20 protein-coding genes are annotated in these 22,455 nt (G+C 74.0%); 7 read left to right on the top strand and 13 right to left on the bottom strand.

What is annotated here, in order from left to right:
- Positions 1–128 precede the first annotated feature (128 nt).
- From ACIHFE_RS10080 to ACIHFE_RS10060, 5 genes are all read right to left on the bottom strand, one after another.
- Positions 129–2,261 carry a 3-hydroxyacyl-CoA dehydrogenase NAD-binding domain-containing protein gene (locus ACIHFE_RS10080; protein WP_400105360.1) on the bottom strand — a complete coding sequence of 711 codons (2,133 nt, stop codon included), beginning with the start codon at positions 2,259–2,261 and terminating at the stop codon, positions 129–131.
- Positions 2,258–3,472, bottom strand: coding sequence for a thiolase family protein (locus ACIHFE_RS10075; protein ID WP_400105359.1), 1,215 nt, complete (start codon positions 3,470–3,472; stop codon positions 2,258–2,260). Before ACIHFE_RS10075 ends, ACIHFE_RS10080 begins: the two co-directional genes overlap by 4 nt.
- A 202-nt stretch (positions 3,473–3,674) precedes the next feature.
- On the bottom strand, positions 3,675–4,949 hold the full coding sequence (locus ACIHFE_RS10070) for an HRDC domain-containing protein (RefSeq protein ID WP_400105358.1): 1,275 nt from the start codon (positions 4,947–4,949) through the stop codon (positions 3,675–3,677).
- Positions 4,950–5,034: 85 nt separating this feature from the next.
- Positions 5,035–5,694 carry a LuxR C-terminal-related transcriptional regulator gene (locus tag ACIHFE_RS10065; RefSeq protein WP_400105357.1) on the bottom strand — a complete coding sequence of 220 codons (660 nt, stop codon included), beginning with the start codon at positions 5,692–5,694 and terminating at the stop codon, positions 5,035–5,037.
- Positions 5,695–5,931: 237 nt separating this feature from the next.
- A complete protein-coding gene (locus ACIHFE_RS10060) occupies positions 5,932–6,588 on the bottom strand; it encodes a DUF3000 domain-containing protein (protein ID WP_400105356.1) in 657 nt (218 codons plus the stop codon).
- Positions 6,589–6,677: 89 nt separating this feature from the next.
- On the opposite strand from ACIHFE_RS10060, the gene hemE reads away from it, so the two are divergent.
- On the top strand, positions 6,678–7,742 hold the full coding sequence (hemE, locus tag ACIHFE_RS10055) for a uroporphyrinogen decarboxylase (protein WP_400105355.1): 1,065 nt from the start codon (positions 6,678–6,680) through the stop codon (positions 7,740–7,742).
- Between the two features lie 45 nt (positions 7,743–7,787).
- Here the strand turns inward: hemE and pcaG are convergent, their stop codons facing one another.
- The 3 genes from pcaG to ACIHFE_RS10040 all read right to left on the bottom strand — a co-directional run bounded on the left by pcaG (position 7,788) and on the right by ACIHFE_RS10040 (position 10,333).
- Positions 7,788–8,318 carry a protocatechuate 3,4-dioxygenase subunit alpha gene (pcaG, locus tag ACIHFE_RS10050; RefSeq protein ID WP_400105354.1) on the bottom strand — a complete coding sequence of 177 codons (531 nt, stop codon included), beginning with the start codon at positions 8,316–8,318 and terminating at the stop codon, positions 7,788–7,790.
- A complete protein-coding gene (locus ACIHFE_RS10045) occupies positions 8,319–8,999 on the bottom strand; it encodes a protocatechuate 3,4-dioxygenase subunit beta (protein WP_400105353.1) in 681 nt (226 codons plus the stop codon).
- A 137-nt stretch (positions 9,000–9,136) separates the two neighbouring features.
- Positions 9,137–10,333, bottom strand: coding sequence for a thiolase family protein (locus ACIHFE_RS10040; RefSeq protein ID WP_400105352.1), 1,197 nt, complete (start codon positions 10,331–10,333; stop codon positions 9,137–9,139).
- 136 nt (positions 10,334–10,469) lie between these two features.
- Between ACIHFE_RS10040 and hemG the strand changes: the two genes are divergently transcribed.
- Positions 10,470–11,903, top strand: a complete 1,434-nt coding sequence (gene hemG / locus ACIHFE_RS10035) for a protoporphyrinogen oxidase (RefSeq protein WP_400105351.1) — start codon at positions 10,470–10,472, stop codon at positions 11,901–11,903.
- The gene (gene hemQ, locus ACIHFE_RS10030) at positions 11,891–12,613 is read left to right on the top strand and encodes a hydrogen peroxide-dependent heme synthase (RefSeq protein WP_400105350.1); all 723 of its coding nucleotides are present in this window, start codon (positions 11,891–11,893) and stop codon (positions 12,611–12,613) included. Before hemG ends, hemQ begins: the two co-directional genes overlap by 13 nt.
- Before the next feature lie 67 nt (positions 12,614–12,680).
- Here hemQ and ACIHFE_RS10025 read toward each other — a convergent pair whose 3' ends face one another.
- Together ACIHFE_RS10025 and ACIHFE_RS10020 are read right to left on the bottom strand one after the other, a co-directional pair.
- Positions 12,681–14,252: an alpha/beta hydrolase gene (locus ACIHFE_RS10025; protein ID WP_400105349.1), complete on the bottom strand. Its 1,572-nt coding sequence runs from the start codon at positions 14,250–14,252 to the stop codon at positions 12,681–12,683.
- Between the two features lie 316 nt (positions 14,253–14,568).
- Positions 14,569–15,225 (bottom strand): DUF4142 domain-containing protein, encoded by a 657-nt coding sequence (locus tag ACIHFE_RS10020; protein WP_400105348.1) that lies wholly within the window; start codon positions 15,223–15,225, stop codon positions 14,569–14,571.
- Between the two features lie 168 nt (positions 15,226–15,393).
- Here ACIHFE_RS10020 and ACIHFE_RS10015 point away from each other — a divergent pair, with 168 nt between their 5' ends.
- The 4 genes from ACIHFE_RS10015 to ACIHFE_RS10000 all read left to right on the top strand — a co-directional run bounded on the left by ACIHFE_RS10015 (position 15,394) and on the right by ACIHFE_RS10000 (position 20,480).
- A complete protein-coding gene (locus ACIHFE_RS10015; RefSeq protein ID WP_400105347.1) occupies positions 15,394–16,083 on the top strand; it encodes a nuclease-related domain-containing protein in 690 nt (229 codons plus the stop codon).
- A 197-nt stretch (positions 16,084–16,280) separates the two neighbouring features.
- Positions 16,281–17,474, top strand: coding sequence for an imelysin family protein (locus ACIHFE_RS10010; protein ID WP_400105346.1), 1,194 nt, complete (start codon positions 16,281–16,283; stop codon positions 17,472–17,474).
- Positions 17,471–18,664, top strand: coding sequence for an iron uptake transporter deferrochelatase/peroxidase subunit (gene efeB / locus ACIHFE_RS10005; RefSeq protein ID WP_400105345.1), 1,194 nt, complete (start codon positions 17,471–17,473; stop codon positions 18,662–18,664). The genes ACIHFE_RS10010 and efeB overlap by 4 nt, the downstream gene beginning before the upstream one ends.
- A gap of 37 nt (positions 18,665–18,701) precedes the next feature.
- Entirely contained in the window at positions 18,702–20,480 is a 1,779-nt protein-coding gene (locus ACIHFE_RS10000) for a phospholipase C (RefSeq protein ID WP_400105344.1), read from the top strand.
- Here the strand turns inward: ACIHFE_RS10000 and ACIHFE_RS09995 are convergent.
- The 3 genes from ACIHFE_RS09995 to ACIHFE_RS09985 form a co-directional block, all read right to left on the bottom strand.
- On the bottom strand, positions 20,477–20,728 hold the full coding sequence (locus tag ACIHFE_RS09995; RefSeq protein ID WP_400105343.1) for a BlaI/MecI/CopY family transcriptional regulator: 252 nt from the start codon (positions 20,726–20,728) through the stop codon (positions 20,477–20,479). The genes ACIHFE_RS10000 and ACIHFE_RS09995 overlap by 4 nt on opposite strands.
- Positions 20,729–20,831: 103 nt before the next feature.
- On the bottom strand, positions 20,832–21,557 hold the full coding sequence (locus ACIHFE_RS09990; protein WP_400105342.1) for a peptidyl-tRNA hydrolase: 726 nt from the start codon (positions 21,555–21,557) through the stop codon (positions 20,832–20,834).
- A gap of 42 nt (positions 21,558–21,599) precedes the next feature.
- Entirely contained in the window at positions 21,600–22,451 is an 852-nt protein-coding gene (locus ACIHFE_RS09985; protein ID WP_400105341.1) for a polysaccharide deacetylase family protein, read from the bottom strand.
- Positions 22,452–22,455 lie beyond the last annotated feature (4 nt).

Raw genomic sequence — 22,455 nt, 5'->3', positions numbered from 1 at the left:
CGCCCCTCAGGGGCGCGGGGAACTGCGCGATCAGCCACCACCAACCCGCACCCAAAGGCAAAGCGAAGGGCCGCCCGCCCGGGAGAACAACTCCCGGGAGGGCGGCCCTCATCCATGTACCCCGCCGGTCAGGCGACCGGCACGCTCGCGACCCCCGGCTCCAGGAACCGCTTGCCGTTGACCCGCTCCGAGACGCCCTCACGGTCCAGGTACGGCGTGATGCCGCCCAGGTGGAAGGGCCAGCCCGCACCGGTGATCAGGCACAGGTCGATGTCCTGCGCCTCGGCGACCACGCCCTCGTCCAGCATCAGGCCGATCTCCTGGGCGACCGCGTCCAGCACCCGGTCGCGCACCTGCTCCTCGGTGAGGACCGCATCGCCCTGCTCCAGCAGCGCCAGCACCTCCGGGTCCACCTCCGGCTTGCCGGAGTCGTAGACGTAGAAGCCGCGCTTGCCGGCCTTGACGACCGCCGCGAGGTTCGGCGAGACCTTGAAGCGGTCCGGGAACGCGCCGTGCAGGGTCTCCGAGACATGCAGGCCGATGGCCGGGCCGACCAGCTCCAGCAGCACCAGCGGGGACATCGGCAGACCGAGCGGCTCCACCGCCTTCTCCGCGGTCTCGATCGGCGTGCCCTCGTCGATGACATTCTGGATCTCGCCCATGAAGCGGGTCAGGATCCGGTTGACCACGAACGCCGGGGCGTCCTTGACCAGCACCGCCGTCTTCTTCAGCTTCTTGGCCACCGCGAAGGCCGTGGCCAGCGCCGCGTCGTCGGTGCGCTCGCCGCGCACGATCTCCAGCAGCGGCAGCACGGCCACCGGGTTGAAGAAGTGGAAGCCCACGACCCGCTCGGGGTGCTTGAGCTTGGACGCCATCTCGGAGACCGACAGCGAGGAGGTGTTGGTGGCCAGGATGGTGTGCTCCGGCACCACCGCCTCGACCTCGGCGAACACCTGCTGCTTGACGCCCATCTCCTCGAAGACGGCCTCGATCACGAAGTCGGCGTCACCGAAGGCGGCGGCCTTGTCCAGCGAACCGGAGACCGCGCCCTTGAGACGGTTGGCCTTGTCCTGGTTGATCCGGCCCTTGGCCAGCAGCTTGTCGATCTCGCCGTGGACATAGCCTACGCCCTTGTCGATACGCTCCTGGTCGATGTCGGTGAGCACCACCGGCACCTCCAGACGGCGCAGGAAGAGCAGCGCCAGCTGGGAGGCCATCAGGCCGGCGCCCACCACGCCCACCTTGTTCACCGGACGGGCCAGCGACTTGTCCGGCGCGCCGGCCGGCCGCTTGGCGCGCTTCTGCACCAGGTTGAACGCGTAGATGCCGCTGCGCAGCTCGCCGCCCATGATCAGGTCGGCCAGCGCCTGGTCCTCGGCGTCGAAGCCCTGGCGCAGGTCGCCGTTCTTGGCGGCGGAGATGATGTCCAGCGCCCGGTAGGCGGCCGGGGCGGCGCCGTGCACCTTGGAGTCGGCGATGGTGCGGCCGCGCTCCACGGCCAGGTCCCAGGCCTCGCCGCGGTCCACCTCGGCCCGTACCACCTCGGTGTCGCCCTTGAGGACCGAGGCGGTCCAGTCCAGCGAGCGCTCCAGGAAGTCGGCGCCCTCGAACAGGGCGTCCGCGATGCCGAGTTCAAAGACCTGCTTGCCCTTGAGCTGACGGTTCTGGTTGAGCGAGTTCTCGATGATCACGCTCACCGCGCGGTCCGCGCCGATCAGGTTGGGCAGCAGCGCACAGCCGCCCCAGCCCGGGACCAGGCCCAGGAAGACCTCGGGCAGCGAGAAGGCGGGCACCGCGGCCGAGACCGTGCGGTAGGTGCAGTGCAGGCCGACCTCGACGCCGCCGCCCATGGCCGCGCCGTTGTAGTACGCGAAGGTGGGCACGGCCAGCGCGGAGAGGCGCTTGAAGACGTCGTGGCCGCCCTTGCCGATGGCCAGCGCGTCCTCGTGCCGGGCCAGCAGCTCAACACCCTTGAGGTCGGCGCCGACCGCGAAGATGAACGGCTTGCCGGTGATGCCGGCACCGACGATCTCGCCGGCCTTGGCCTCGGCCTCGACCTGGTCGATCGCGGTGTTGAGGTTGGCCAGCGACTGCGGGCCGAAGGTGGTCGGCTTGGTGTGGTCGAAGCCGTTGTCCAGCGTGATCAGCGCGAACCGGCCCGCGCCGTGCGGGAGTTCGAGGTGCCGGACGTGCGCCTGGGTGACGACCTCGCCCGGGAACAGCTCGGCCGCCCCCTTCAACAGCTCAGCGGTGGTACTCACTTGCCCTCCCAGTGGGGGTTCTCCCAGATGACCGTGCCGCCCATGCCGAAGCCGACGCACATGCTGGTGATGCCGTAACGGACCTGCGGCTGCTCCTCGAACTGCCGGGCCAGCTGGGTCATCAGACGGACACCGGAGGAGGCCAGCGGGTGGCCGAAGGCGATGGCGCCGCCGTACTGGTTGACCCGCGGGTCGTCATCGGCGATGCCGTAGTGGTCCAGGAGCGAGAGCACCTGTACCGCGAAGGCCTCGTTGATCTCGAACAGGCCGATGTCCTCGATGGACAGACCCGCCTTGGCCAGCGCCTTCTCGGTGGCCGGCACCGGGCCGATGCCCATGACCTCGGGCTCCACACCGGCGAATGCGTAGGAGACCAGGCGCATCTTGACCGGCAGCCCCAGCTCGCGCGCCACATCCTCGGCGGCGATCAGGGAGGCGGTGGCACCGTCGTTGAGACCGGCGGCGTTGCCCGCGGTGACCCGGCCGTGCGGACGGAACGGGGTCTTCAGCGACTGGAGGCCCGCCAGCGTGGTGCCCGGGCGCATCGGCTCGTCCGCGATGGCCAGGCCCCAGCCGGTCTCGCCGGCGTCGGCGGAGGTGCGGCGCACCGAGATCGGCACCAGGTCGGCCTGGATCTTGCCGTCGGCGTACGCCTTGGCGGCCTTCTCCTGGCTGCGCACCGCGTACTCGTCGGCCCGCTGCTTGGTGATGTGCGGGAGGCGGTCGTGGAGGTTCTCCGCGGTCATGCCCATGAACAGGGCGGACTCGTCGACCAGCTTCTCGGAGACAAAGCGCGGGTTGGGGTCCACGCCCTCGCCCATGGGGTGGCGGCCCATGTGCTCCACACCGCCGGCCAGCGCGATGTCATAGGCGCCCAGCGCCACACCGCCGGAGACCGAGGTGACGGCCGTCATGGCGCCCGCGCACATGCGGTCGATGGAGTAGCCGGGCACCGACTGCGGCAGGCCGGCCAGGATGCCCGCGGTACGGCCCAGGGTCAGGCCCTGGTCGCCGATCTGGGTGGTGGCGGCGATGGCGACCTCGTCGATCCGGGCCGGGTCGAGGTCCGGGTTGCGCCGCAGCAGCTCCCGGATGCACTTGACGACCAGGTCGTCGGCGCGGGTCTCGTGGTAGATGCCCTTCGGGCCCGCCTTGCCGAACGGGGTGCGGACGCCGTCGACGAAGACGACGTCCCTAGCGGTACGAGGCACGTTGGCTCTCCTCCAGGTGCGGATCGCTGCGCGGGCATGCCGGAATCGGGGTACGCCACGGCGCGGGACTCACCGTCATGCTACTTACGAGTAACCATGCTGCACAGTCCCCCTGCCCAGCGGTGAAGGTCACATCCCGGATGTCCCCGCGGATACGCCGAACGCCCTGGCCACCGCCAGGGCGTTCGTGTTCCGTCGGGCGTCAGGCCGCCGTGGTCAGCGCCTTCACCAGCACCGGGGTCACCTGCTCCACCTGCCAGGGGCGGGCGCCATAGCCGGCGAGCGCCTCGGCCACCAGGTCCGCGGTGGGCCGGCCGGGCGGCTCCCAGCACAGCCGGCGCACGGTGTCCGGAGTGATCAGGTTCTCCTGGGGCATCGTCAGCCGCTCGGCCAGCTCGGTCACCGCGGCCCGTGCCGCGGACAGCCGGGCGGCGGCGGCCGGATCCTTGTCGGCCCAGGCGCGCGGCGGGGGCGGGCCGGTCAGCGGCTGGCCCGGCTGCGGCAGTTCGGACTCCGGCACCGCCCGGGCCCGGTCGACGGCGGCCTGCCACTGCTCCAGCTGGCGACGGCCCATCCGGTGCCCGAAGCCGGGCAGCGCCGCCAGGGCGTTGACATGGGCGGGCAGGCCCAGCGCGGCCTCGATGATGGCGCCGTCCCCCAGCACCTTGCCCGGCGAGACGTCCCGGCGCCGGGCGATCTGGTCGCGAACCGTCCACAGCTCGCGCACCACGGCCATCTGCCGGCGGCGGCGGACCTTGTGCATGCCGGAGGTGCGGCGCCAGGGGTCCTTGCGCGGCGGGGCGGGCGGCGCGGCGGCGATGGCCGCGAACTCCTGGTGGGCCCAGTCCAGCTTGCCCTGGCGGTCCAGCTCGGTCTCCAGCGCGTCCCGCAGGTCGACCAGCAGCTCCACATCCAGCGCGGCATAGCGCAGCCAGGGCTCGGGCAGCGGGCGGGTGGACCAGTCGACGGCGGAGTGCCCCTTCTCCAGGGCGTACCCCAGCACGTTCTCCACCATGGCACCCAGCCCCACCCGGGCGAAACCGGCCAGCCGGCCGGCGAGCTCGGTGTCGAACAGCCGGGTGGGCGTCATCCCTATCTCGCGCAGACAGGGCAGGTCCTGGGTGGCGGCGTGCAGCACCCACTCGGCGTCGCCGATGGCCTCGCCGAGCGCGGAGAGGTCGGGGCAGCCCACCGGGTCGATCAGGGCGGAACCGGCGCCCTCGCGGCGCAGCTGGACCAGGTAGGCGCGCTGGCCGTAGCGGTAGCCGGAGGCACGTTCGGCGTCCACGGCCACTGGGCCGGTGCCGGTGGCGAAGGCGGCCACGATATTGGCCAGGGCGTTGGCGTCCGCCGCGACCGGCGGAATGCCCTCACGTGGCTCCAGTAGGGGGATCGGCGCCGTTTCGACGTCGTCCGGGGGGCCGCCCCCGGGGGTTCGCAGTGATGGGTCTGCTGCGGTCTCTTGGGCGTCGGTCACCCGTCAAGGGTATCCGGGGATGCCGGACGCCCGCCGACGGAACGTTCCGTCGGCGGGCGTCGGGGGTGTGGCGGGCTCGGTGGACTCAGTGGATGATGCCGGTGCGCAGGGCCACGGCGACCATTCCGGCCCGGTCGCCGGTGCCCAGCTTGCGGGCGATCCGGGCCAGGTGGCTCTTGACGGTGAGTGCGGACAGGCCCATCGAGACACCGATGGCCTTGTTGGACTGGCCCTCCGCAACCAGCCGCAAGACCTCGACCTCGCGGCCGGACAGTTCCCGGTAGCCGCCGGGGTGGCCGGGGGCGCCGGGCGGGCGGCGCTGCATCCGGGCCGCGGCGGCGCCGATGGGGGAGATGCCGGGACGGCCGGGGATGCCGAGGTTGGTGCGGGTGCCGGTGACGACATAGCCCTTGACGCCGCCGGCCAGCGCGTTGCGTACCGCGCCGATGTCATCGGCGGCGGACAGGGCCAGGCCGTTGGGCCAGCCCGCGGCGCGGGTCTCGGACAGCAGGGTCAGTCCGGAGCCGTCGGGGAGATGGACATCGGCCACACAGATGTCGCGCGGATTGCCGATGCGGGGGCGGGCCTCGGCGATGGACGAGGCCTCGATCACATCGCGTACACCGAGGGCCCACAGATGGCGGGTGACGGTCGAGCGGACCCGCGGGTCGGCGACGACCACCATGGCGGTCGGTTTGGTCGGGCGGTAGGCGAGGCTCGCCGGTTGCTCGAGGAGAACGGACACCAGGCCTCCAGGGGGAGTGGCGGGGACGGGTGCCGACTTGTGGGTAAGCCGGGGCGATCCGTACAGAAAGGGTCACAAGCTCCTTCGGCAGTCAAACCGCCCGGCTTTAGGGAATGATCACGAATTGATGAGTAACAATTCGGGCAATTCAGGCCACTGTCCGGTCAGTGGTGCGGGTGGCGGGCCGGTCCCCGGCCGGCCCGCCACCCCGTTCGGGGCCCGGTACGGACGCCCTGCTCAGCGACTCTGCGGCCCCCGCCGCTGAGGGAGCGTCACAATCCCCGCGTCCGGGGCGCCGCCCGGCGGCAGCCCGGCGATCTGGCACAGCAGATCGCACCAGGCCGCCAGGTGCGCCGCGGTGTCCGGCGCCGGGTGCGCCTCGCCGATGCCCTTGGGCTCCACCGGTGACCAGGAGGCCCGGATCTCGATCTGGGTGGACGGGCGGCGCTCGCGCAGACCGCCGAAGTAGTGCGAGCCGGCCCGGGTCACCGTGCCGCTGGGCGCCGCATAGGGCACCCGGCGCGCCTCCAGCGCGCCGGTCAGCCAGGACCAGCACACCTCGGGGAGCAGCGGATCGGCCGCCATCTCCTCCTCCAGGTCGGCATGGACCAGGGTCACCAGCCGGAAGGTCCCGCCCCAGGCCTCATGGCCGGCCGGATCGTGCAGCAGGATCAGCCGCCCGTCGGCCAGCTCCTGGTCGTCCACCACGACCGCGGCCTCCAGCGCGTAGGAGTAGGGGGCGAGCCGCTGGGGTGGCGGGGTCGCGTCGAGTTCGATCTCCGGCCGCAGGAGCACACCCTGCAGCCCGGCGACCGCCTGCCGGAAGACGGACGGGGAACCCTCCCCACCCACGTCGTCCGGACTCTCCGAGTGGTGTCCGTGCGCCGCAGCCATGCCCGGAAGACTAGGCGGAAGGACCCTCGGTTCCAGGTAGGGACACCGCGCGGCGGGTCACTCGTTCGGCCCGTGCGAAGATTTGGGGCATGAGTGAGCGCAGCCAGCAGCAGACGGCCCGCACCGCGGCACACGATTCGGCCTTTCTGAAGGCGTGCCGGCGCGAGCCCGTACCGCACACGCCGGTGTGGTTCATGCGCCAGGCCGGGCGCTCGCTGCCCGAGTACCGCAAGGTCCGCGAGGGCGTCGGGATGCTGGAGTCCTGTATGCGGCCGGAGCTGGTCACCGAGATCACCCTGCAGCCGGTGCGCCGGCACAATGTGGACGCGGCGATCTTCTTCAGCGACATCGTGGTGCCGCTCAAGGCCATCGGTATCGACCTGGACATCAAGCCGGGCGTCGGCCCGGTGGTGGAGCAGCCCATCCGCAGCCGCGCCGACCTGGAGCGGCTGCGGCCGCTGGAGGCCGGTGATGTCTCCTATGTCACCGAGGCGGTGCGGATGCTCACCGCCGAGCTGGGCGCCACCCCGCTGATCGGCTTCGCCGGCGCGCCCTTCACGCTGGCCAGCTACCTGGTGGAGGGCGGGCCCTCGCGCAACCACGAGCACACCAAGGCGCTGATGTACGGCGACCCGGAGCTGTGGACCGAGCTGGTGGACCGGCTCGCGGACATCACCTCCGCCTTCCTCAAGGTGCAGATCGAGGCGGGCGCCTCGGCGGTGCAGCTCTTCGACTCCTGGACCGGCGCGCTGGCCCCGGCCGACTACCGGCGCCTGGTGATGCCCGCCTCGGCCAAGGTCTTCGACTCGGTCGCCGGGTACGGTGTGCCGCGCATCCACTTCGGGGTGGGCACCGGCGAGCTGCTGGGGCTGCTGGGCGAGGCCGGCGCGGATGTCGTCGGCGTGGACTGGCGGGTTCCGCTGGACGAGGCCGCCCGGCGGGTCGGCCCCGGCAAGGCGCTGCAGGGCAACCTGGACCCGGCGGTGCTGTTCGCGCCCCGGGCGGCGGTCGAGGCCAAGACGGACGAGGTGCTTCAGGCCGCCCGCGGTCTGGAGGGCCATGTCTTCAACCTGGGCCATGGCGTGCTGCCGGACACGGATCCGCAGGCGCTGACGCACCTGGTGGAGTACGTCCACGAGCGCACGGCGCGCTGACCACTTCTCTCCCCGGGCCGCGGCGGCCGGACCAAGCGGCCCGCCTCACTCCGGCCGGAAGGACAGGAAGACGGTCTCGGCCGGGCCGCCGAGGCGGAGGTCGAAGTGGTGTGAGCCATCGGCCTGCGCGGTGGCCAGCAGGGTGCCGCGCCGTTCCGGCGGCAGGGCGGCCAGCAGTGGGTCGCCGGGCGGAACGGCCAGGTAGACCCGGGTGAACAAGTGCTCCGGCAGCCCCCGGGCGAACAGGCACAGGGCGAGGTACGGCGGCCCGCCCGGCGCCAGGGTGCGCAGCCGGTAGCGCCCGTTGTCATCGGTCGGCACCCGGGCGAAGCCGGTGAAGGTGACGCCGTCACGGCGCAGGCTGCCGGGGGCGCCGGACCGGCTGCCGTCCGGGGCCGCCTGCCAGAACTCCAACAGGGCGTCCGGCACCGGTGCGCCCTCGGCGTCGTACACCGCGCCATGCAGGGTGAGCGCGGCGGGATGTCCGGCGGGGGCCGGGTCGCCTCCGTCGGCGAAGGGCAGGGCGATCCCGAAGTAGGGGCCGATGGTCTGGCTCGGGGTCGGGTGGCCGGGCACTCAGCGGCTCCCCTCGGTCCAGGTCGCGGCCGGGCCGTCCAGCACCACATCCCAGCGGTAGCCCAGCGAACGGTCGGGCTCGCCCAGCTCCGGGGCGTAGGCGGCCACCAGGGCCTGCCGCGCCCGGGCATCGGGGATGGTGTTCCAGATGGAGTCGTACGCCAGCAGCGGGTCGCCCGGAAAGTACATCTGGGTCACCAGGCGCTGGGTGAACGCGCTGCCGAAGAGGGAGAAGTGCAGGTGGGCGGGGCGCCAGGCGGTCTGGCCCGGCAGTGGGTAGGCGCCGGGACGGATGGTGGTGAAGCGGTAGCGGCCCTGGTCGTCGGTCAGGCAGCGGCCGGTGCCGGTGAAGTTGGGGTCCAGCGGGGCCTGGTGCCCGTCCTGCCGGTGGGTGTAGCGGCCGGCCGCGTTGGCCTGCCAGAGCTCCACCAGCTGGCCCCGGACCGGGCACCCCTGACGGTCGGTCACCCGGCCGGAGACGGTGATCCGCTCACCCAGCGGCTGTCCGGGGTGGCGGTTGGTCAGGTCCGCCTCGTCCTCGGCGACCTCGGCCGGTCCGAAGACGGGGCCGGTCAGCTCGACCGCCTCCGGGCCGAGGGCCAGGGGATAGGGCGGGTGTAAGGGGCGGCGTTCCGGGATGCCCTGGTAGACGGGGGTGGTGGTGCGCGGCGTGGCTGTCATGGGGGAGAGCTACCCAGCGGTGCCGGCCGGGAACGCCGGTTGGATTGGGCCGGGGCGCGCCCCCTAAGGGACGCGGGGAACTGCGCGAACAGCCACCAACGGCCCGCACCTGAGGTCCAGGGGCCGTCGGACGCAACCTAGTCGCGTTCCAGGACCAGGGCCTGGCCCTGGCCCACGCCGATGCACAGGGCCGCCACACCGGTGCCGGAGCCCGCCGCCGCCAGTTGGTGGGCGAGGGCGCCGGCCAGCCGGGCGCCGGAGCAGCCCAGGGGGTGGCCGATGGCGATGGCGCCGCCGCGCTGGTTGACGATGCCGGGGTCGAGCTCCGGCCATTCGGCGAAGCAGCCCAGGGCCTGGGCGGCGAAGGCCTCGTTGAGTTCCATATGGGTCAGGTCGGTGAAGGAGCGGCCGGCCCTGGCCAGCGCCCGGCGGACCGCCTCGACCGGGCCCAGGCCGTACAGGTCGGGCTCGATGCCGGTGGCGGCCGAGGCGCGGATCCGGGCCAGCGGTTCCCGGCCGGTGGCCCGCAGGCCCTCCTCGTCACACAGCAGCAGCGCGGCGGCCCCGTCGTTGAGCGGCGAGGAGTTGCCCGCGGTGACCGTGCCTCCCTCGGCGCGGAAGGCGGGCTTCAGCTTGGCCAGTGCCTCGGCGGAGGTGGTGTCGCGGATGGTCTCGTCACGCGGCAGGTCTACCCCGGGCACCGGCACCACCTCGGCCGCGTAGTCGCCCTCCCGCCAGGCCCGGGCCGCCTTCTGATGGCTGGCCAGGGCGAAGGCGTCCTGTTCGGCCCGGGTGATGCCATGCTTCGCGGCGATCAGTTCGGCTCCCTCGCCCAGCGAGACGGTCCAGCGCGGCGGCATGGCGGGGTTGGTCAGCCGCCAGCCCAGCGTGGTGGAGTACAGCTGCTGGTGGCCCGCCGGGAAGCCGCGCTCCGGCTTGGCCAGCACATAGGGGGCGCGGCTCATCGACTCCACGCCCCCGGCGAGCACCACCGAGGCGTCGCCCAGGGCGATGGCCCGGTACGCCTGGACCACCGCCTCCAGGCCGGAGGCGCACAGCCGGTTGACGGTGGCGCCGGGCACGGACACCGGAAGTCCGGCCAGCAGCACGGCCATCCGCGCCACATTGCGGTTCTCCTCGCCCGCCCCGTTGGCATTGCCCAGCACCACATCGTCGATCCGGGCCGGATCCAGCGCGGGCGACCGGTCCACCAGGGCGCGCACCACCCGCGCGGCCAGGTCGTCGGGCCGTACGGAGGACAGTGCGCCGCCGTACCTGCCGACCGGGGTGCGGACGGCGTCGACGATGTACACATCCCGGATGCGGTCGTTCATGGGGTCTCCGTAAACGCTCGGGGCCGTTGATCGCGCTTGGCGGCGAGTCTTTGCGCGTGGCCCGGGGCTGTCAATGCCCGTGGTCCGTCCATGGGGTGGGGACGGCGGGTCCATGGCGGTCTGAGACAGTGGGGCCATGAACGCAGCGCACCCTCACCGGCCCCGGGTGGCCGTCATCGGCGGCGGTATCTCCGGTCTGGCGGCGGCCCACCGGCTGGTGGCGGGCGGCGCCGAGGTCACCGTGCTGGAGGGCGGGGACCGGCTGGGCGGCAAGCTGCTGGCCGGCGAGATCGCGGGCGTACCGGTGGACCTGGGCGCCGAGTCGATGCTGGCCCGGCGGCCGGAGGCGGTGGAGCTGGCCCGCGCGGTGGGCCTGGCGGAGCGGCTGCAGCCGCCCGCCACCGCCGGCGCCCGGGTGTGGACCCGCGGCGGGCTGCGGCCGCTGCCCCAGGGGCATCTGATGGGCGTCCCCGGCGATCTGGCCCCGCTGGCCGCCTCCGGAGTGATCTCCGAGCAGGGCCTGGCCCGGATGGCCCGGGAGCCCGGGCTGCCGGGCAGCGAGCTGGGCGAGGACGTGGCCATCGGCGCCCTGGTCGCCGAGCGGTTCGGCCGTGAGGTGGTGGACCGCCTGGTGGAGCCGCTGCTCGGCGGGGTCTACGCGGGCGACGCCTACCGGATCTCGATGCGTGCCGCGGTGCCCGCCCTGTTCGCGGCCGCCCGCCGCCACCCCTCGCTGACCGAGGCGGTGCGCGAGGTCCAGGCCGCCGCGCCGGCCCGCGGCGGCCCGGTCTTCATGGGCATCGACGGCGGCATCGGCTCCCTGCCGCCGGCGCTCGCCGAGGCGGTGCGCCGGGCCGGCGGAGAGATCCGTACCGGTACGCCGGTGCGCGCCCTCACCCGGCTCCCCGACGGCTGGCGGCTGGACCTCGGCGACGGGTATCTGACCGCCGACGCGGTGGTGCTGGCCACTCCGGCCGCGGCCGCCGCCCGGCTGCTGAACGGACCGGCCCCGGCCGCCGCCGGTGAGCTGGCCGCCGTGGAGTACGCCTCCATGGCGCTGGTCACTCTGGCCTTCCGCCGCTCCGAGGTGGCCCACCTGCTCGACGGCAGCGGCTTCCTGGTGCCCCCGGTGGACGGCCGGAAGATCAAGGCGTCCACCTTCGCGAGCAACAAGTGGGGCTGGATCGCCTCGGCCGACCCGGAGGTGTTCGTACTGCGCACCTCACTCGGCCGCTACGGGGACGAGGCCGACCTGGAGCGGGAGGACGCCGAGCTGGTGGCCCTGTCGCTGCGGGACCTGGGCGAGGCGGTGGGGCTGGCCGCCCGGCCGCTGCAGAGCCGGGTCACCCGCTGGTACGGCGGGCTGCCCCAGTACCCGGTGGGCCACCTGGCGCGGGTCGCCCGGATCCGGGAGGCGGTCGCCGCGCTGCCCGGGCTGCGGGTGTGCGGCGCCCAGTACGACGGCGTGGGCATCCCGGCCTGCATCGCGGCCGCCCACCGGGCCGCCGACGAGCTGCTGGCGACCCTGGCGGAGGACACCGGGGGCGAAGAGGGAGAATGGACGGCATGACTGACGCCCAGAAGATCCCGAACGCCGGCAAGAAGGCCAAGGACCTCAACGAGGTCATCCGCTACACCCTCTGGTCGGTGTTCAAGCTGCGCGAGGTGCTGCCCGAGGACCGCTCGGGCTTCGCCGAGGAGGTCGAGGAGCTCTTCGCGCAGCTCGCCAAGGAGGACGTCACGGTGCGCGGCATCTACGACCTCTCCGGGCTGCGGGCCGATGCCGACGTCATGATCTGGTGGCACTCCGAGACCTCGGACGCGCTGCAGGACGCCTACAGCCGGTTCCGCCGCACCCGCTTCGGCCGGACGCTGGAGCCGGTGTGGTCCAACATGGCGCTGCACCGCCCGGCCGAGTTCAACAAGTCGCACATCCCGGCCTTCCTGGCCGATGAGACGCCGCGCGACTATGTCTCGGTCTACCCCTTCGTCCGCTCCTACGACTGGTACCTGCTGCCGGACGAGGACCGGCGCCGGATGCTCGCCGACCACGGCAAGATGGCCCGTGGCTACCCCGATGTGCGGGCCAACACGGTCGCCTCGTTCTCGCTGGGCGACTACGAGTGGATCCTGGCCTTCGAGGCCGACGAGCTGCACCGGATCGTGGACCTGATGCGTCATCTGCGGGCCTCGGAGGCGCGGATGCACGTCCGCGAGGAGGTGCCGTTCTTCACCGGCCGCCGCAAGCCGGTGGCCGAGCTGGTGGCCGGACTGGCCTGAGGGCTGCTCCGAGGCTTGCTCTGAGCAGCGGAAAGGGGCCGGTCATGACCGGCCCCTTTTGGTGCGCTCAGCTCGCCTTGGGCTCCGGACGGCCCGCGCAGCTCGCCCGGCGGCCCGGGAGTCTGCCGTTGAGCAGGTAGTTCTCGAAGTAGCGGTTCACACAGGCGTTGGGGCCGCCGCCGATGCCATGGGTGCCCGCGTCCCGCTCGGTGACCAGCGCCGACCCGGACAGCCGGCGGTGCAGCTCCAGCGCGCCCGGATAGGGCGTGGCCGCGTCCCGCTCGGCGGCCAGCAGCAGGGTGGGCGGCAGAGCGCGCCCCGCCCGGATGTCCAGCGGACGCTGCCGGGGCGCCGGCCAGAAGGCACAGGGCAGGTTCATAAAGGCGTTGTTCCAGGTCTCGAAGGGCGCCCGCCGAGCGAGCCGGGTGTTGTCCCGGTCCCATACGCTCCACGCCCGTGGCCAGGACGCGTCATTGCACTCCACGGCGGTGTAGACGGAGTTGCTGTTCTCCGCCGAGCGCGCCCCGGCCGGGTCCGGCGCGGCGGCCGCCACCAACGGCCGTTCGTCGCCGCGCAGATAGGCGCTGATCATCCGGGCCGCCGGCGCCCACCCGCTGTCGGTGTAGCCGGCCCGCAGCAGGACCGACTGGAGCTGGGCCGGGCCCACCCGGCCGCCGGCCGCCCGGCGGCCCAGCCGGTCGTTGGCCTTCTCATAGGAGTCCAGCACCTGCCGCTCGGTACGGCCCAGGTGGTAGACGTCGTCATGGCGGGCCACCCAGCGGCGCCAGTCGTCGAAGCGCCGCTCGAAGGCGGCCGACTGGTCCAGGTTGTTCTGGTACCAGACCTTGCGCGGGTCCGGGTTGACCACGCTGTCGAAGACCATCCGGCGGACGTGCCCGGGGAAGAGGGTTGCGTACACGGCGCCGAAGTAGGTGCCGTAGGAGGCCCCGACGAAGTTCAGCTGCCGCTCGCCGAGCGCGGCCCGCAGGACGTCCAAGTCCCGGGCGTTGTTACGGCTGTTGTAGAACTGCAGGTCGTTGCCGGCCCGGCGGGCGCAGCCCCGGGCGTAGTCCCGGGCCTTCTCCATCCGGCGCTTTTTGTAGGCGGCCGAGGGGTGCTCGGGGGAGTCGCCGGGGGCCTTGTCGGTGGTGCCCGGCTCGGCGCAGTACAGCGGGGCGGAGCGGCCGACGCCGCGTGGCGCGTAGCCGATGAAGTCATAGGCCTCGGCCAGCTTGTGCCAGGCCGGGAGCCCGGCCAGCAGCGGGAAGATCATGCCGGAGCCGCCGGGGCCGCCGGGGTTGAAGAACAGCGCGCCCTGCCGCTGTGAGCGGCCGCCGGTGGCCCGGCCGCGGCTGACGGTGAGGGTGATCTGCTTGCCGTTGGGCCGGGTGTAGTCCAGCGGGACGGAGACGCTGCCGCACTGGATGGGGGAGGGCAGCCCCTCGCCGGATGAGCAGGAGTGGAAGTCCACCCCCTCCTCGGCGGCCCGCTCGGCGGCCAGCGCCACGCCCCGGGCCTCGGCCCGGCCGTCCGGGACCAGGGAGCCGTCGCCGCTGCCCTGGACGGGGGCGGCGGTGAGGGCGGCGAGCCCGGTGAGGACCAGGGATCCGACGGTTCCGTACAGGGCTGCTGCTCTCACTGGGTGTGTCCCTTCCTGTCCGATGCGACAAAAGGGATATTTGATGGGGTGGTTGGTGAAGTAAAGCACCGCCTCGCCGGAACGGCCGCAATGGTCCGCTAACGGACACTTGCGGGTGACCGATCCCGGAAAGGGGGTTGGCGGGCGGTCCGTCGCCGCCATGACATGGCTCAACACCGGTGCCGGTCAAGCCTGGTGGCCGGCGCCGCGCGCGGTCCGGGGTCCCGTGCCGCCCGGCGGGCGAGGCCCGGCCGGCCGTGCCAACCGGCTCCGGGCGCGGGCCGTCCATGGCCGGCCGCCCGGTGCCCCGTGCGTCTTATGGGGCCCGTCCACGTACCACGGACGGGTGCCAGGCGTCGGCCGGCCCCGTGTCCTCCAACGCCCGCAACCCGTCCAGCAGCGTCTGGTTCGCGTCCTCGGCCAGCTCCCGGACCGCCGTGTTGCGGGTGGCCGGGCGGATCCGGCCGGTGAGCGTGAACAGTTCGCCCTGGGCGCGGCGCAGGGTGTCCACGAACTCCCGGTCGTAGGCGGCCCCGTGCGCCGCCGTCAGCCGGGCCAGCGAGGAGCGCTGGCCCGCCGAGGGGCGGCCGGGCAGGGCCAGGCCCAGGCGGTCGGCGGTCCGGCCGGTGTGCCGGTCCAGCGCGTCACCGGCCTCGGCCAGCCGCTCGCCGGCCCGCCGCACCGCGGCCGTGCCGCCCCGCTGCCCGGCCCGCCGCTCGGCCGGCCGCTGCCACAGGCCGGCCTGGCGCAGCCGGGTGACGAAGTCGCGGTCGGCGGCGGACAGCGGGCCGTAGTGGGTGGCCGCCACCTGGGCGGTGAGGTCGGCGGCCGGATCGGTGTCGGTGCGGTCGAGATAGGACCAGACGGGGAACAGCAGCGCGGCCGCGGTGGCCAGCAGGGCGGTGACGATCAGCGCGGTGCCGGTGCCGGCACGGATGCCAGAGCGCAGGGGGCCTCCTAGTGCGCACCGCACGCTAGCCGCCCGGCACCGTGCCCCGGGCGGCTTTGCCGCACTTGGTGCGCGGCGGCTCTGGTGAGACCCCGCGATCGGGGGGACGTCGCGGGGCCTCGGGTGGGCAACGGGCGGCGGCCCGGGTTGGTTCCCGCTCCGCTGCGGCAAGATGGCCATGGGGGTGGTGGCGTGCGCGAGCGGCCGGCAGGGAAGAACGGCGCGAACGGCAAGGGGTACGACCCGGAACGGCTCTTCCTGCCCCCCGACGACGACCTGGCCCCCAACCGCCCGGGGGAGGCCCTGCGGGTCCGGCTGGACGCCGCCCCGCGCTCCCGGAACGCCCTGTTCCTGGCCCGGCTGCTGGGCCGCCGGCCGGCGGAGGACCACTGGCGCCGGCTGCTGGCCGCCGAACAGCAGGTGGGTACGGCCCTGGAGGCGCTCACCCCCGGCGGCTGGGAGGTGGTGCACTCCATCGCCCTGCCCGGTGACGCCCGGATCGCCCATCTGCTGATCGGGCCCGGCGGTGTCTTCGGCGTGGGCGCCGAGCCGGTCCGCCGGGGCGGGGTGAGCGTGGACGCCGAAGCGGTCCATGTCCCCGGGGAACGGGACCCGCGCCCCAGCCTGCGCCGCGCCCGGCAGAACGCGGCCCGCGCCGCCCAGGTGCTCTCCCGGGGCTGTGGGTTCGCGGTGCCGGTATGGCCGGTGGTGGTGCTGGTCGGCGCCGCCCGCCCGGACCTGGCGGCGGCGCCGGAGGACGTCCGGGTGCTCACCCACCGCGAGCTGCCCGCGCTGGCGACGCTGGGCGGGGTGCTGCGCCCGGAACGGGTGGACCGCATCCACACGGTGGCCCGCAACCGGCGGGTGTGGCTGTGGGGATGAGGGCCGGCACCCGATGAGAGCCAGCACCCCCAGCCGGGTGACGTACCGTCAGATGAGCTGCCCGGACGAGTGAAGCGGGGGCCGCCGGGTTCGGCGGTCGAGGGGGTGCGGCGGTGCGCTGCCTACGATGACGGCCTGATCGACCCTGTTCGACCGTGGACGCGGGAGGCTGGCTGATGCGAGCGGGTGCCGGGGGGATGCCGAGGTCCCCTGGGCGCTCCCCGGCCCGGCCGGGACGCCGCCGTGCCCTGGCCCTCACCCTGCTCGCCCTCGCCACCTGCGCCCCCGCCCGCCCACCGGACCAGGCCCCCGCCCGTCCGCCCGGCGAGGCCGCCCCCGCCGGCCCGCCGCGGGTGACCGTCATCGACATCACCCCCGGCACCTGTGGCACCGGCTGGCGCCGCCCGCAGCCCGGCATCCAGGAGTTCGCCCTGCGCAACGGCGCCGCCGTCCCGGTCGACGCCCGGCTGACCGACCCCGGCACCGGAGCGGTCTACGGCGAGGTGGAGGGCGTCGGCCCCGGCACCACCCGCCCGCTGCGGGTCCGCCTGGGCGCCGGACACTATGCCTTCGCCTGCCTGCCCGAGGACGCCGACGCCGTCACCGGCCCGGTGACGCGCATCGGCGGCCGCACCGCGCCCGGCCCCGCCGCCCGGCCCGTCACCCAGGCCGACCTCACCCCGGCGGCCCTGGACTACCAGCGCTGGACCGCGGACCGGCTGGCCGCCCTCGCCCGGGACACCGCCGCCCTGCGCACCGCCGTCGACCACGACGACCGGGACGGCGCCCGCCGCGCCTGGCTCACCGCCCACCTCGGCTATGCCCGCCTCGGCGGCGCCTATGGCGCCTTCGGCGCGGCCGGCCGGGCCATCGACGGCACCGCCGCGGGCCTGCCCGGCGGCCGCCAGGACCCCCGCTTCACCGGCTTCCACCGCGTCGAGTACGGACTGTGGCACGGCGAACGCGGCCCGGCCCTGCGCCGGGCCGCCGCCCGCCTGGACACCGACGTCCGCGCCCTGGCCCGGACCTGGGAGCACACCCGCCTGGCCCCGGACGCCCTGGTGCGGCGCGTTCACGAAATCCTGGAAGACACCCTGCACTTGGAGCTCACCGGCCGCACCGACCACGGCAGCGGCACCGGCCCGGCCACCGCCCGCGCCCAACTCGACGCCACCGGACGGGTGCTGGCCCCCCTGCTTCCCCTGCTGCGCACCCGCTACCCCCAACTCCCCGAACTCCAACGGCGCATGGCCCGGGCCCGGCGCGACCTCACGGCGGCCGGCACCCCCCCGACCCCCGCCCAGCACCGGCGGCTGAACGCCGACTTCGGCGACCTGGTGGAGCGGCTGGCCGAGGTCGCCGCGGTGTGCGCGGTACGGAGAGCGGCATGAGCCCGGTACCCCGCCGCGGCTTTCTGTACGGGATGGCCGCCGCCGCGCTCCCCGCCCCGCTCGCCGAGCGCGGCCCCGCCGCCCCGCCGCCCTTCCACGGCCACCACCAGCCGGCCGTACTGACCCCGCCCGCCCGCTGCACCGCCTTCCTCGCCCTGGACGTCACCGCCGACGACCGGGCCGAACTCACCGACCTGCTGCGCACCCTCACCCGGCGGGCCCGGCTGCTGACCGCCGGCCGGGCCCCCGAGCCCACCGGCATCACCGCCCCGCCGCCCGACTCCGGGCTGCTCGGCCCGGACCCGGCGGTACGGACCCCGGTGCGCCTCACCCTGTCCGTCGGCTCCTCGCTCTTCGACCACCGCTTCGGCCTGGCCGCCCGCGCCCCGCGCCGGCTGCGCCCCATGCCCGTCTTCCCCGATGACGACCTGGACGCGGCCTGGTGCCATGGCGACCTGGGCCTGCAACTGTGCGCCGACAGCCCGGACATCGTCCTCCACGCCCTGCGCGACCTCACCCGCCATACCCGGGGCGGGATGCAGATCCGCTGGCGGCTGGACGGCTTCACCGCCCCGCCCCGTCCCAGCGGTGCCCCCCGCAACCTCTTCGGCTTCAAGGACGGCACCGGCAACCCCGAGGTGCGCGACGCCCGGCTGATGGACCGCCTGGTATGGGCCGGCCCGCACTCCGGCGAGCCCGCCTGGGCGGACGGCGGCAGCTACCTGGTGGTACGGCTGATCCGGATGCGGGTGGAGTTCTGGGACCGGGTCCCGCTCGCCGAGCAGGAGCGCATCATCGGCCGCCGGCGGGACACCGGCGCCCCGCTGGACGGCGACCGGGAGAACGACCCGCCGCGCTACGCCCAGGACCCCAAGGGCGAGGTGGTGGCGCTGGACAGCCATATCCGGCTGGCCGACCCGCGCACCCCGGCCGGCCAGGCGCGGCGGCTGCTGCGCCGCTCCTACAGCTACGACCGGGGCGTGGACGGCGCCGGCGAGCTGGACATGGGGATGCTCTTCTGCTGCTACCAGCAGGACCCCGAGCGCCAGTTCACGGCCGTCCAGCAGCGCCTGGCGGGCGAGCCGCTGACCGACTACATCACCCCCTTCGGCGGCGGCTGGTTCTTCACGCTGCCCGGCGTGCGGGACGAGGCCGACTTCTTCGGACGCGGCCTGGTCAGCCGGGCGTGACCTGCCAACCGGGCATGAACAGAGAGGGAGAGGGCGCATGAAGGGCACCGGAACGGGCGTGATGCTCGCCGTCCTGGCCATGCTGGGCGTGACCGCACTGGCCCCGGCAGCGGCCCTGGCGCCGGCCCCGGCCGGCCCCGCGACCCCGGTGAAACACCTGGTGGTGATCTTCGGCGAGAACGTCTCCTTCGACCACTACTTCGCCACCTACCCCCGGGCGGCCAACACCGACGGCACCCCGTTCACGCCCCGGCCCGGCACCCCCTCGGACATCGACAACCTGCGCACCGCCGGGCTGCTGACCCGCAACCCCAACCAGTACCCGCCCCGGCGGCTGTCCGCCGGCCAGGCCATGACCTGCGACCAGAACCATTCCTACGGTCCCGAGCAGTACGCGGCGCATGGCGGCGCCGCCGACCGCTATGTCCAGTTCACCGACTCCGGCCACTGTTCGGGCACGCTCTTCGGGGAACCGGGGCTGGTGATGGACTACTACGACGGCAACACCGTCACCGCGCTGTGGAACTACGCCCAGCACTACGCCCTCAACGACCGCTCCTTCGGCACCACTTACGGCCCCTCCACGCCCGGCGCCGTCAACCTGGTCTCCGGCCAGACCCATGGCGTGGTCGCCACCGACCCGGCCTCGGGCACCGAACGGCCCCGGCAGACCCGCAAAACCGACCCCTCCGTGGTCACCGCCCCGGACGCCAGGGGGGCCGGCACCCTGCTGGGCGACCCGGACCCGGCCTATGACGACTGCTCCGGCGCCGACCACACCGGCCGCGGCGCACTGGCCGCCCTGCGCGGCCGCAACGTCGGAGACCTCCTCAACTCCCATGGCATCAGCTGGGGTTGGTTCCAGGGCGGATTCCGGCCCAGCCGGCCGTGGGACGGGCGGGCCGGGCACTACGCCCGCTGCTCGGGCCGTACCCACACCAACCTCGGCGGGGCCGAGGTGATCGACTACATTCCGCACCACGCGCCGTTCCAGTACTACCGCTCCACCGCCAACCCGCACCACCTGCCACCGGCCTCCCCGGCCGAGATCGGGCACGCCGGGCCCGCCAACCACGCCTATGACCTGGCCGACTTCGACACCGCGCTGCGCACCGGGCGGCTGCCCGCGGTGAGCTTCCTCAAGGCCGCGGCCTACCAGGACGGGCACGCCGGCTACTCGGACCCGCTGGACGAGCAGCACTTCCTGGTCGACTGGCTCAACCGGATCCAGCGCTCCCCGCAGTGGCCGGACACCGCGGTGGTGATCGCCTACGACGACTCCGACGGCTGGTACGACCATGTCTATGCCCGGCCGCTGAACGGCTCCCGGCTCGGCGCCCGGACCCCGGGCGCCCGCCCGCTGGACGCCCCCGCCTGCCAGACGGGCCCGGCCCCGGCCGACGGGCAGCACGGACGCTGCGGCCCCGGGCCGAGGCTGCCGCTGCTGGTCGTCTCCCCCTACAGCAAGGCCAACACGGTGGACCACACCCCCACCGAGCAGACCTCGGTACTGCGCTTTATCGAGGACAACTGGCGGCTGGGGCGCATCGGGGGCGGGTCCTTCGACGCCCGCGCCGGATCGCTGCTGGGCCTGTTCGACTTCACCCGGCCGCGGGCGGGGCGGCTGCTGCTCAACCCCGACGGCTCGGTCCACCCGGAACGGGTGGCATGGCCGCTACCGGGCCGCCCGCGGCGCCCCGCGGACCTGACGGCGCCCACGGCCGGGGTGATGCTGGCCGGTGCGGGAGCGGTGGGAGTGATGCGGTGGCGGGTACGGGACGCCATGCGCCGGCCGGGCCGCCGGCCGAAGCGCTAGCCCAGCCGCTCCGGCGCATAGGCGTAGGCCCGTCCCCGCGGCAGCCGGCGCAGCACCCGCTTGCCGTGCAGCCGGGACAGGATCCGCAGCACCGTGCAGTAGGTGAACTCACCCGTCAGCTCGCTCTGCACCTCACGCGGGGTGAGCGGCACTCCGGCCCGTTGCAGGGTCGCCAGTACCTCGCACTCCAGCGATCCGCTGGCGCGCCGCCGAAGCCGTGTCACCACACCGGTCGTGCCCGATCGCATGTCGTCTGGGGTCCTCTGCTCTGGTCCGCTGCCGGAAGCCTGAAATCCGGAAAGGCCGGAAAGGCCGGAAATTCGGTAACCGAGTGTACGGGCACAGCACCCCTTACCGCCGGGCGCGCAGCGCCGGGTGATCCGCGACCACGGTGCAGGAGCCGGGAGTGATCTCGGTGAACCCGGCATCCCGCACCACCGGCAGCCCGCTGTCCGCCAGCTCTGTCCAGCGCTCACGCGGCGCGGTGCGCACCGCCAGCGGGAAGCCGGCCGCCCGCCAGGCGGCGCGCTCGGCCTCGTCCAGTGCCCACCAGGCCAGCTGGGCGCCATGCCCGGCCTGGGCCATGGTCTTGCCGGCCGACATCGCCAGATGGGGGTTGAGCCACAGCACCGGCCGGTCGTCCTGCGGCGCGCGGGGCGGCTCGGGATCGTCCAGGTCGGTGCCCGAGACCTGGAGCTTGATCAGTTCCTTGGGCCAGCCGTCCAGGGGCACCGGCGGGAAGACCCGCACCTCGGCGGTGGCGCCGGTCACGGTGATCCCGGGCAGGGCGGCGGCCTTGCGCCACTCGGCGCCGCGGGCCCGGCGCACCACCTTGCGGATCCGGGCGTCCTGCCAGTCCCGTACCGCCCGCGCCCACTCGCCGTCCACGCCGCCCGGGCTCAGCGACCGCTCGTCCGACAGCAGGGTGAGCACCGCGCGCGCCGCGGTCTCCAGGGCATCGGTACGCGCCGGGGGCGCGCTCTTCTCGATGCGCACCACCAGGGGCAGGACGAACTGGGGAGCGGCGTCCCGGGGGTCGGCGGGGATCTCGGTGGTGGCGGTGTCGGAGCTGGTCATCCGTCCAGTCTGCCAGCCGTGCCCCAGGGGGCCGGCGGCCGGTCAGCGGCCGCCGATGAGGTCCGAGACCCGCACCAGCCGGTAGCCGCGGGCGCGCAGCCGGGGCACGATGGTGCGCACGGCCTCCTCGGTGGCGGGGGCCGCGCTGTGGGTGCAGTGCATCACCACCACCGAGCCGGGCCGGGCCTTGGCCAGGACTTCATCGGCCACCGGGCCGGCATGCCGGGCGAAGGCGTCGCCGCTGACCACGTCCCACTGCACGGCGGTCACCTGGACCGGGCCGAGGGCCTTGAGCACCGAGTCGTTGTAACAGCCGCCCGGGAAGCGGAAGTAGGGCACGGTGTGCTGGACTCCGGCGCGGCGGAAGGCGTCGGAGGCGCGTTCCACATCGTCCCGCGCGGAACCGGCGGCCACCTTGGGCAGGCCGTAGCAGGGGGAGGCGAAGGCGTGGTGGGAGTAGGAGTGGTTGGCCACCTCGAACAGCGGGTCCGCGCCGATGGACCGGGCCTCCTCCGGGTACTGGTCGGCCCACTTGCCGGTCATAAAGATGGTGGCCGGGACCTTCAACCGGCGCAGGGTGGCGATCAGTTGGGGGTTGTCGAACCGTTCGCCGCGGGCGGCGCGCGCGCCCTGGTCGGCGGTCATATCGGCGTCGAAGGTCAGGGCGATGCGCTTGGCGCCGCGCGCGCCGTGCGCGAAGACCGGGGTGGTGCCGTCCGCCTTCGGCGGGAGGGTGGGTATGGGCGTGGCGGCCGGCGACGCGGAGGGCGCCGGCGCGCTGCGGCTGGGGGCGGCCGCGGGCTTGCGCTCGCCATGACCGCCGCCGCAGGCCGTCGTGGCGAGCGCGCAGCCGAGGACGAGCGTAAGCGCTGCCGCGCGATTCAGGGTGGGCATGCGG

Source organism: Streptomyces sp. NPDC052396 (genome assembly GCF_044593195.1).
Classification (GTDB): Bacteria; Actinomycetota; Actinomycetes; order Streptomycetales; family Streptomycetaceae; genus Streptomyces.
This window is presented reverse-complemented; position numbering and strand designations above follow the sequence as displayed.

Coding starts and splice junctions, on each gene's coding strand:
- ACIHFE_RS10060 (WP_400105356.1), bottom strand. CDS start 6,588: ATGGCTGCGGCGCACGGACACCACTCGGAGAGTCCGGACGACGTGGGT.
- hemE (WP_400105355.1), top strand. CDS start 6,678: ATGAGTGAGCGCAGCCAGCAGCAGACGGCCCGCACCGCGGCACACGAT.
- ACIHFE_RS10045 (WP_400105353.1), bottom strand. CDS start 8,999: ATGACAGCCACGCCGCGCACCACCACCCCCGTCTACCAGGGCATCCCG.
- ACIHFE_RS10040 (WP_400105352.1), bottom strand. CDS start 10,333: ATGAACGACCGCATCCGGGATGTGTACATCGTCGACGCCGTCCGCACC.
- hemG (WP_400105351.1), top strand. CDS start 10,470: ATGAACGCAGCGCACCCTCACCGGCCCCGGGTGGCCGTCATCGGCGGC.
- hemQ (WP_400105350.1), top strand. CDS start 11,891: ATGGACGGCATGACTGACGCCCAGAAGATCCCGAACGCCGGCAAGAAG.
- ACIHFE_RS10010 (WP_400105346.1), top strand. CDS start 16,281: ATGCCGAGGTCCCCTGGGCGCTCCCCGGCCCGGCCGGGACGCCGCCGT.
- efeB (WP_400105345.1), top strand. CDS start 17,471: ATGAGCCCGGTACCCCGCCGCGGCTTTCTGTACGGGATGGCCGCCGCC.
- ACIHFE_RS10000 (WP_400105344.1), top strand. CDS start 18,702: ATGAAGGGCACCGGAACGGGCGTGATGCTCGCCGTCCTGGCCATGCTG.
- ACIHFE_RS09995 (WP_400105343.1), bottom strand. CDS start 20,728: ATGCGATCGGGCACGACCGGTGTGGTGACACGGCTTCGGCGGCGCGCC.
- ACIHFE_RS09990 (WP_400105342.1), bottom strand. CDS start 21,557: ATGACCAGCTCCGACACCGCCACCACCGAGATCCCCGCCGACCCCCGG.
- ACIHFE_RS09985 (WP_400105341.1), bottom strand. CDS start 22,451: ATGCCCACCCTGAATCGCGCGGCAGCGCTTACGCTCGTCCTCGGCTGC.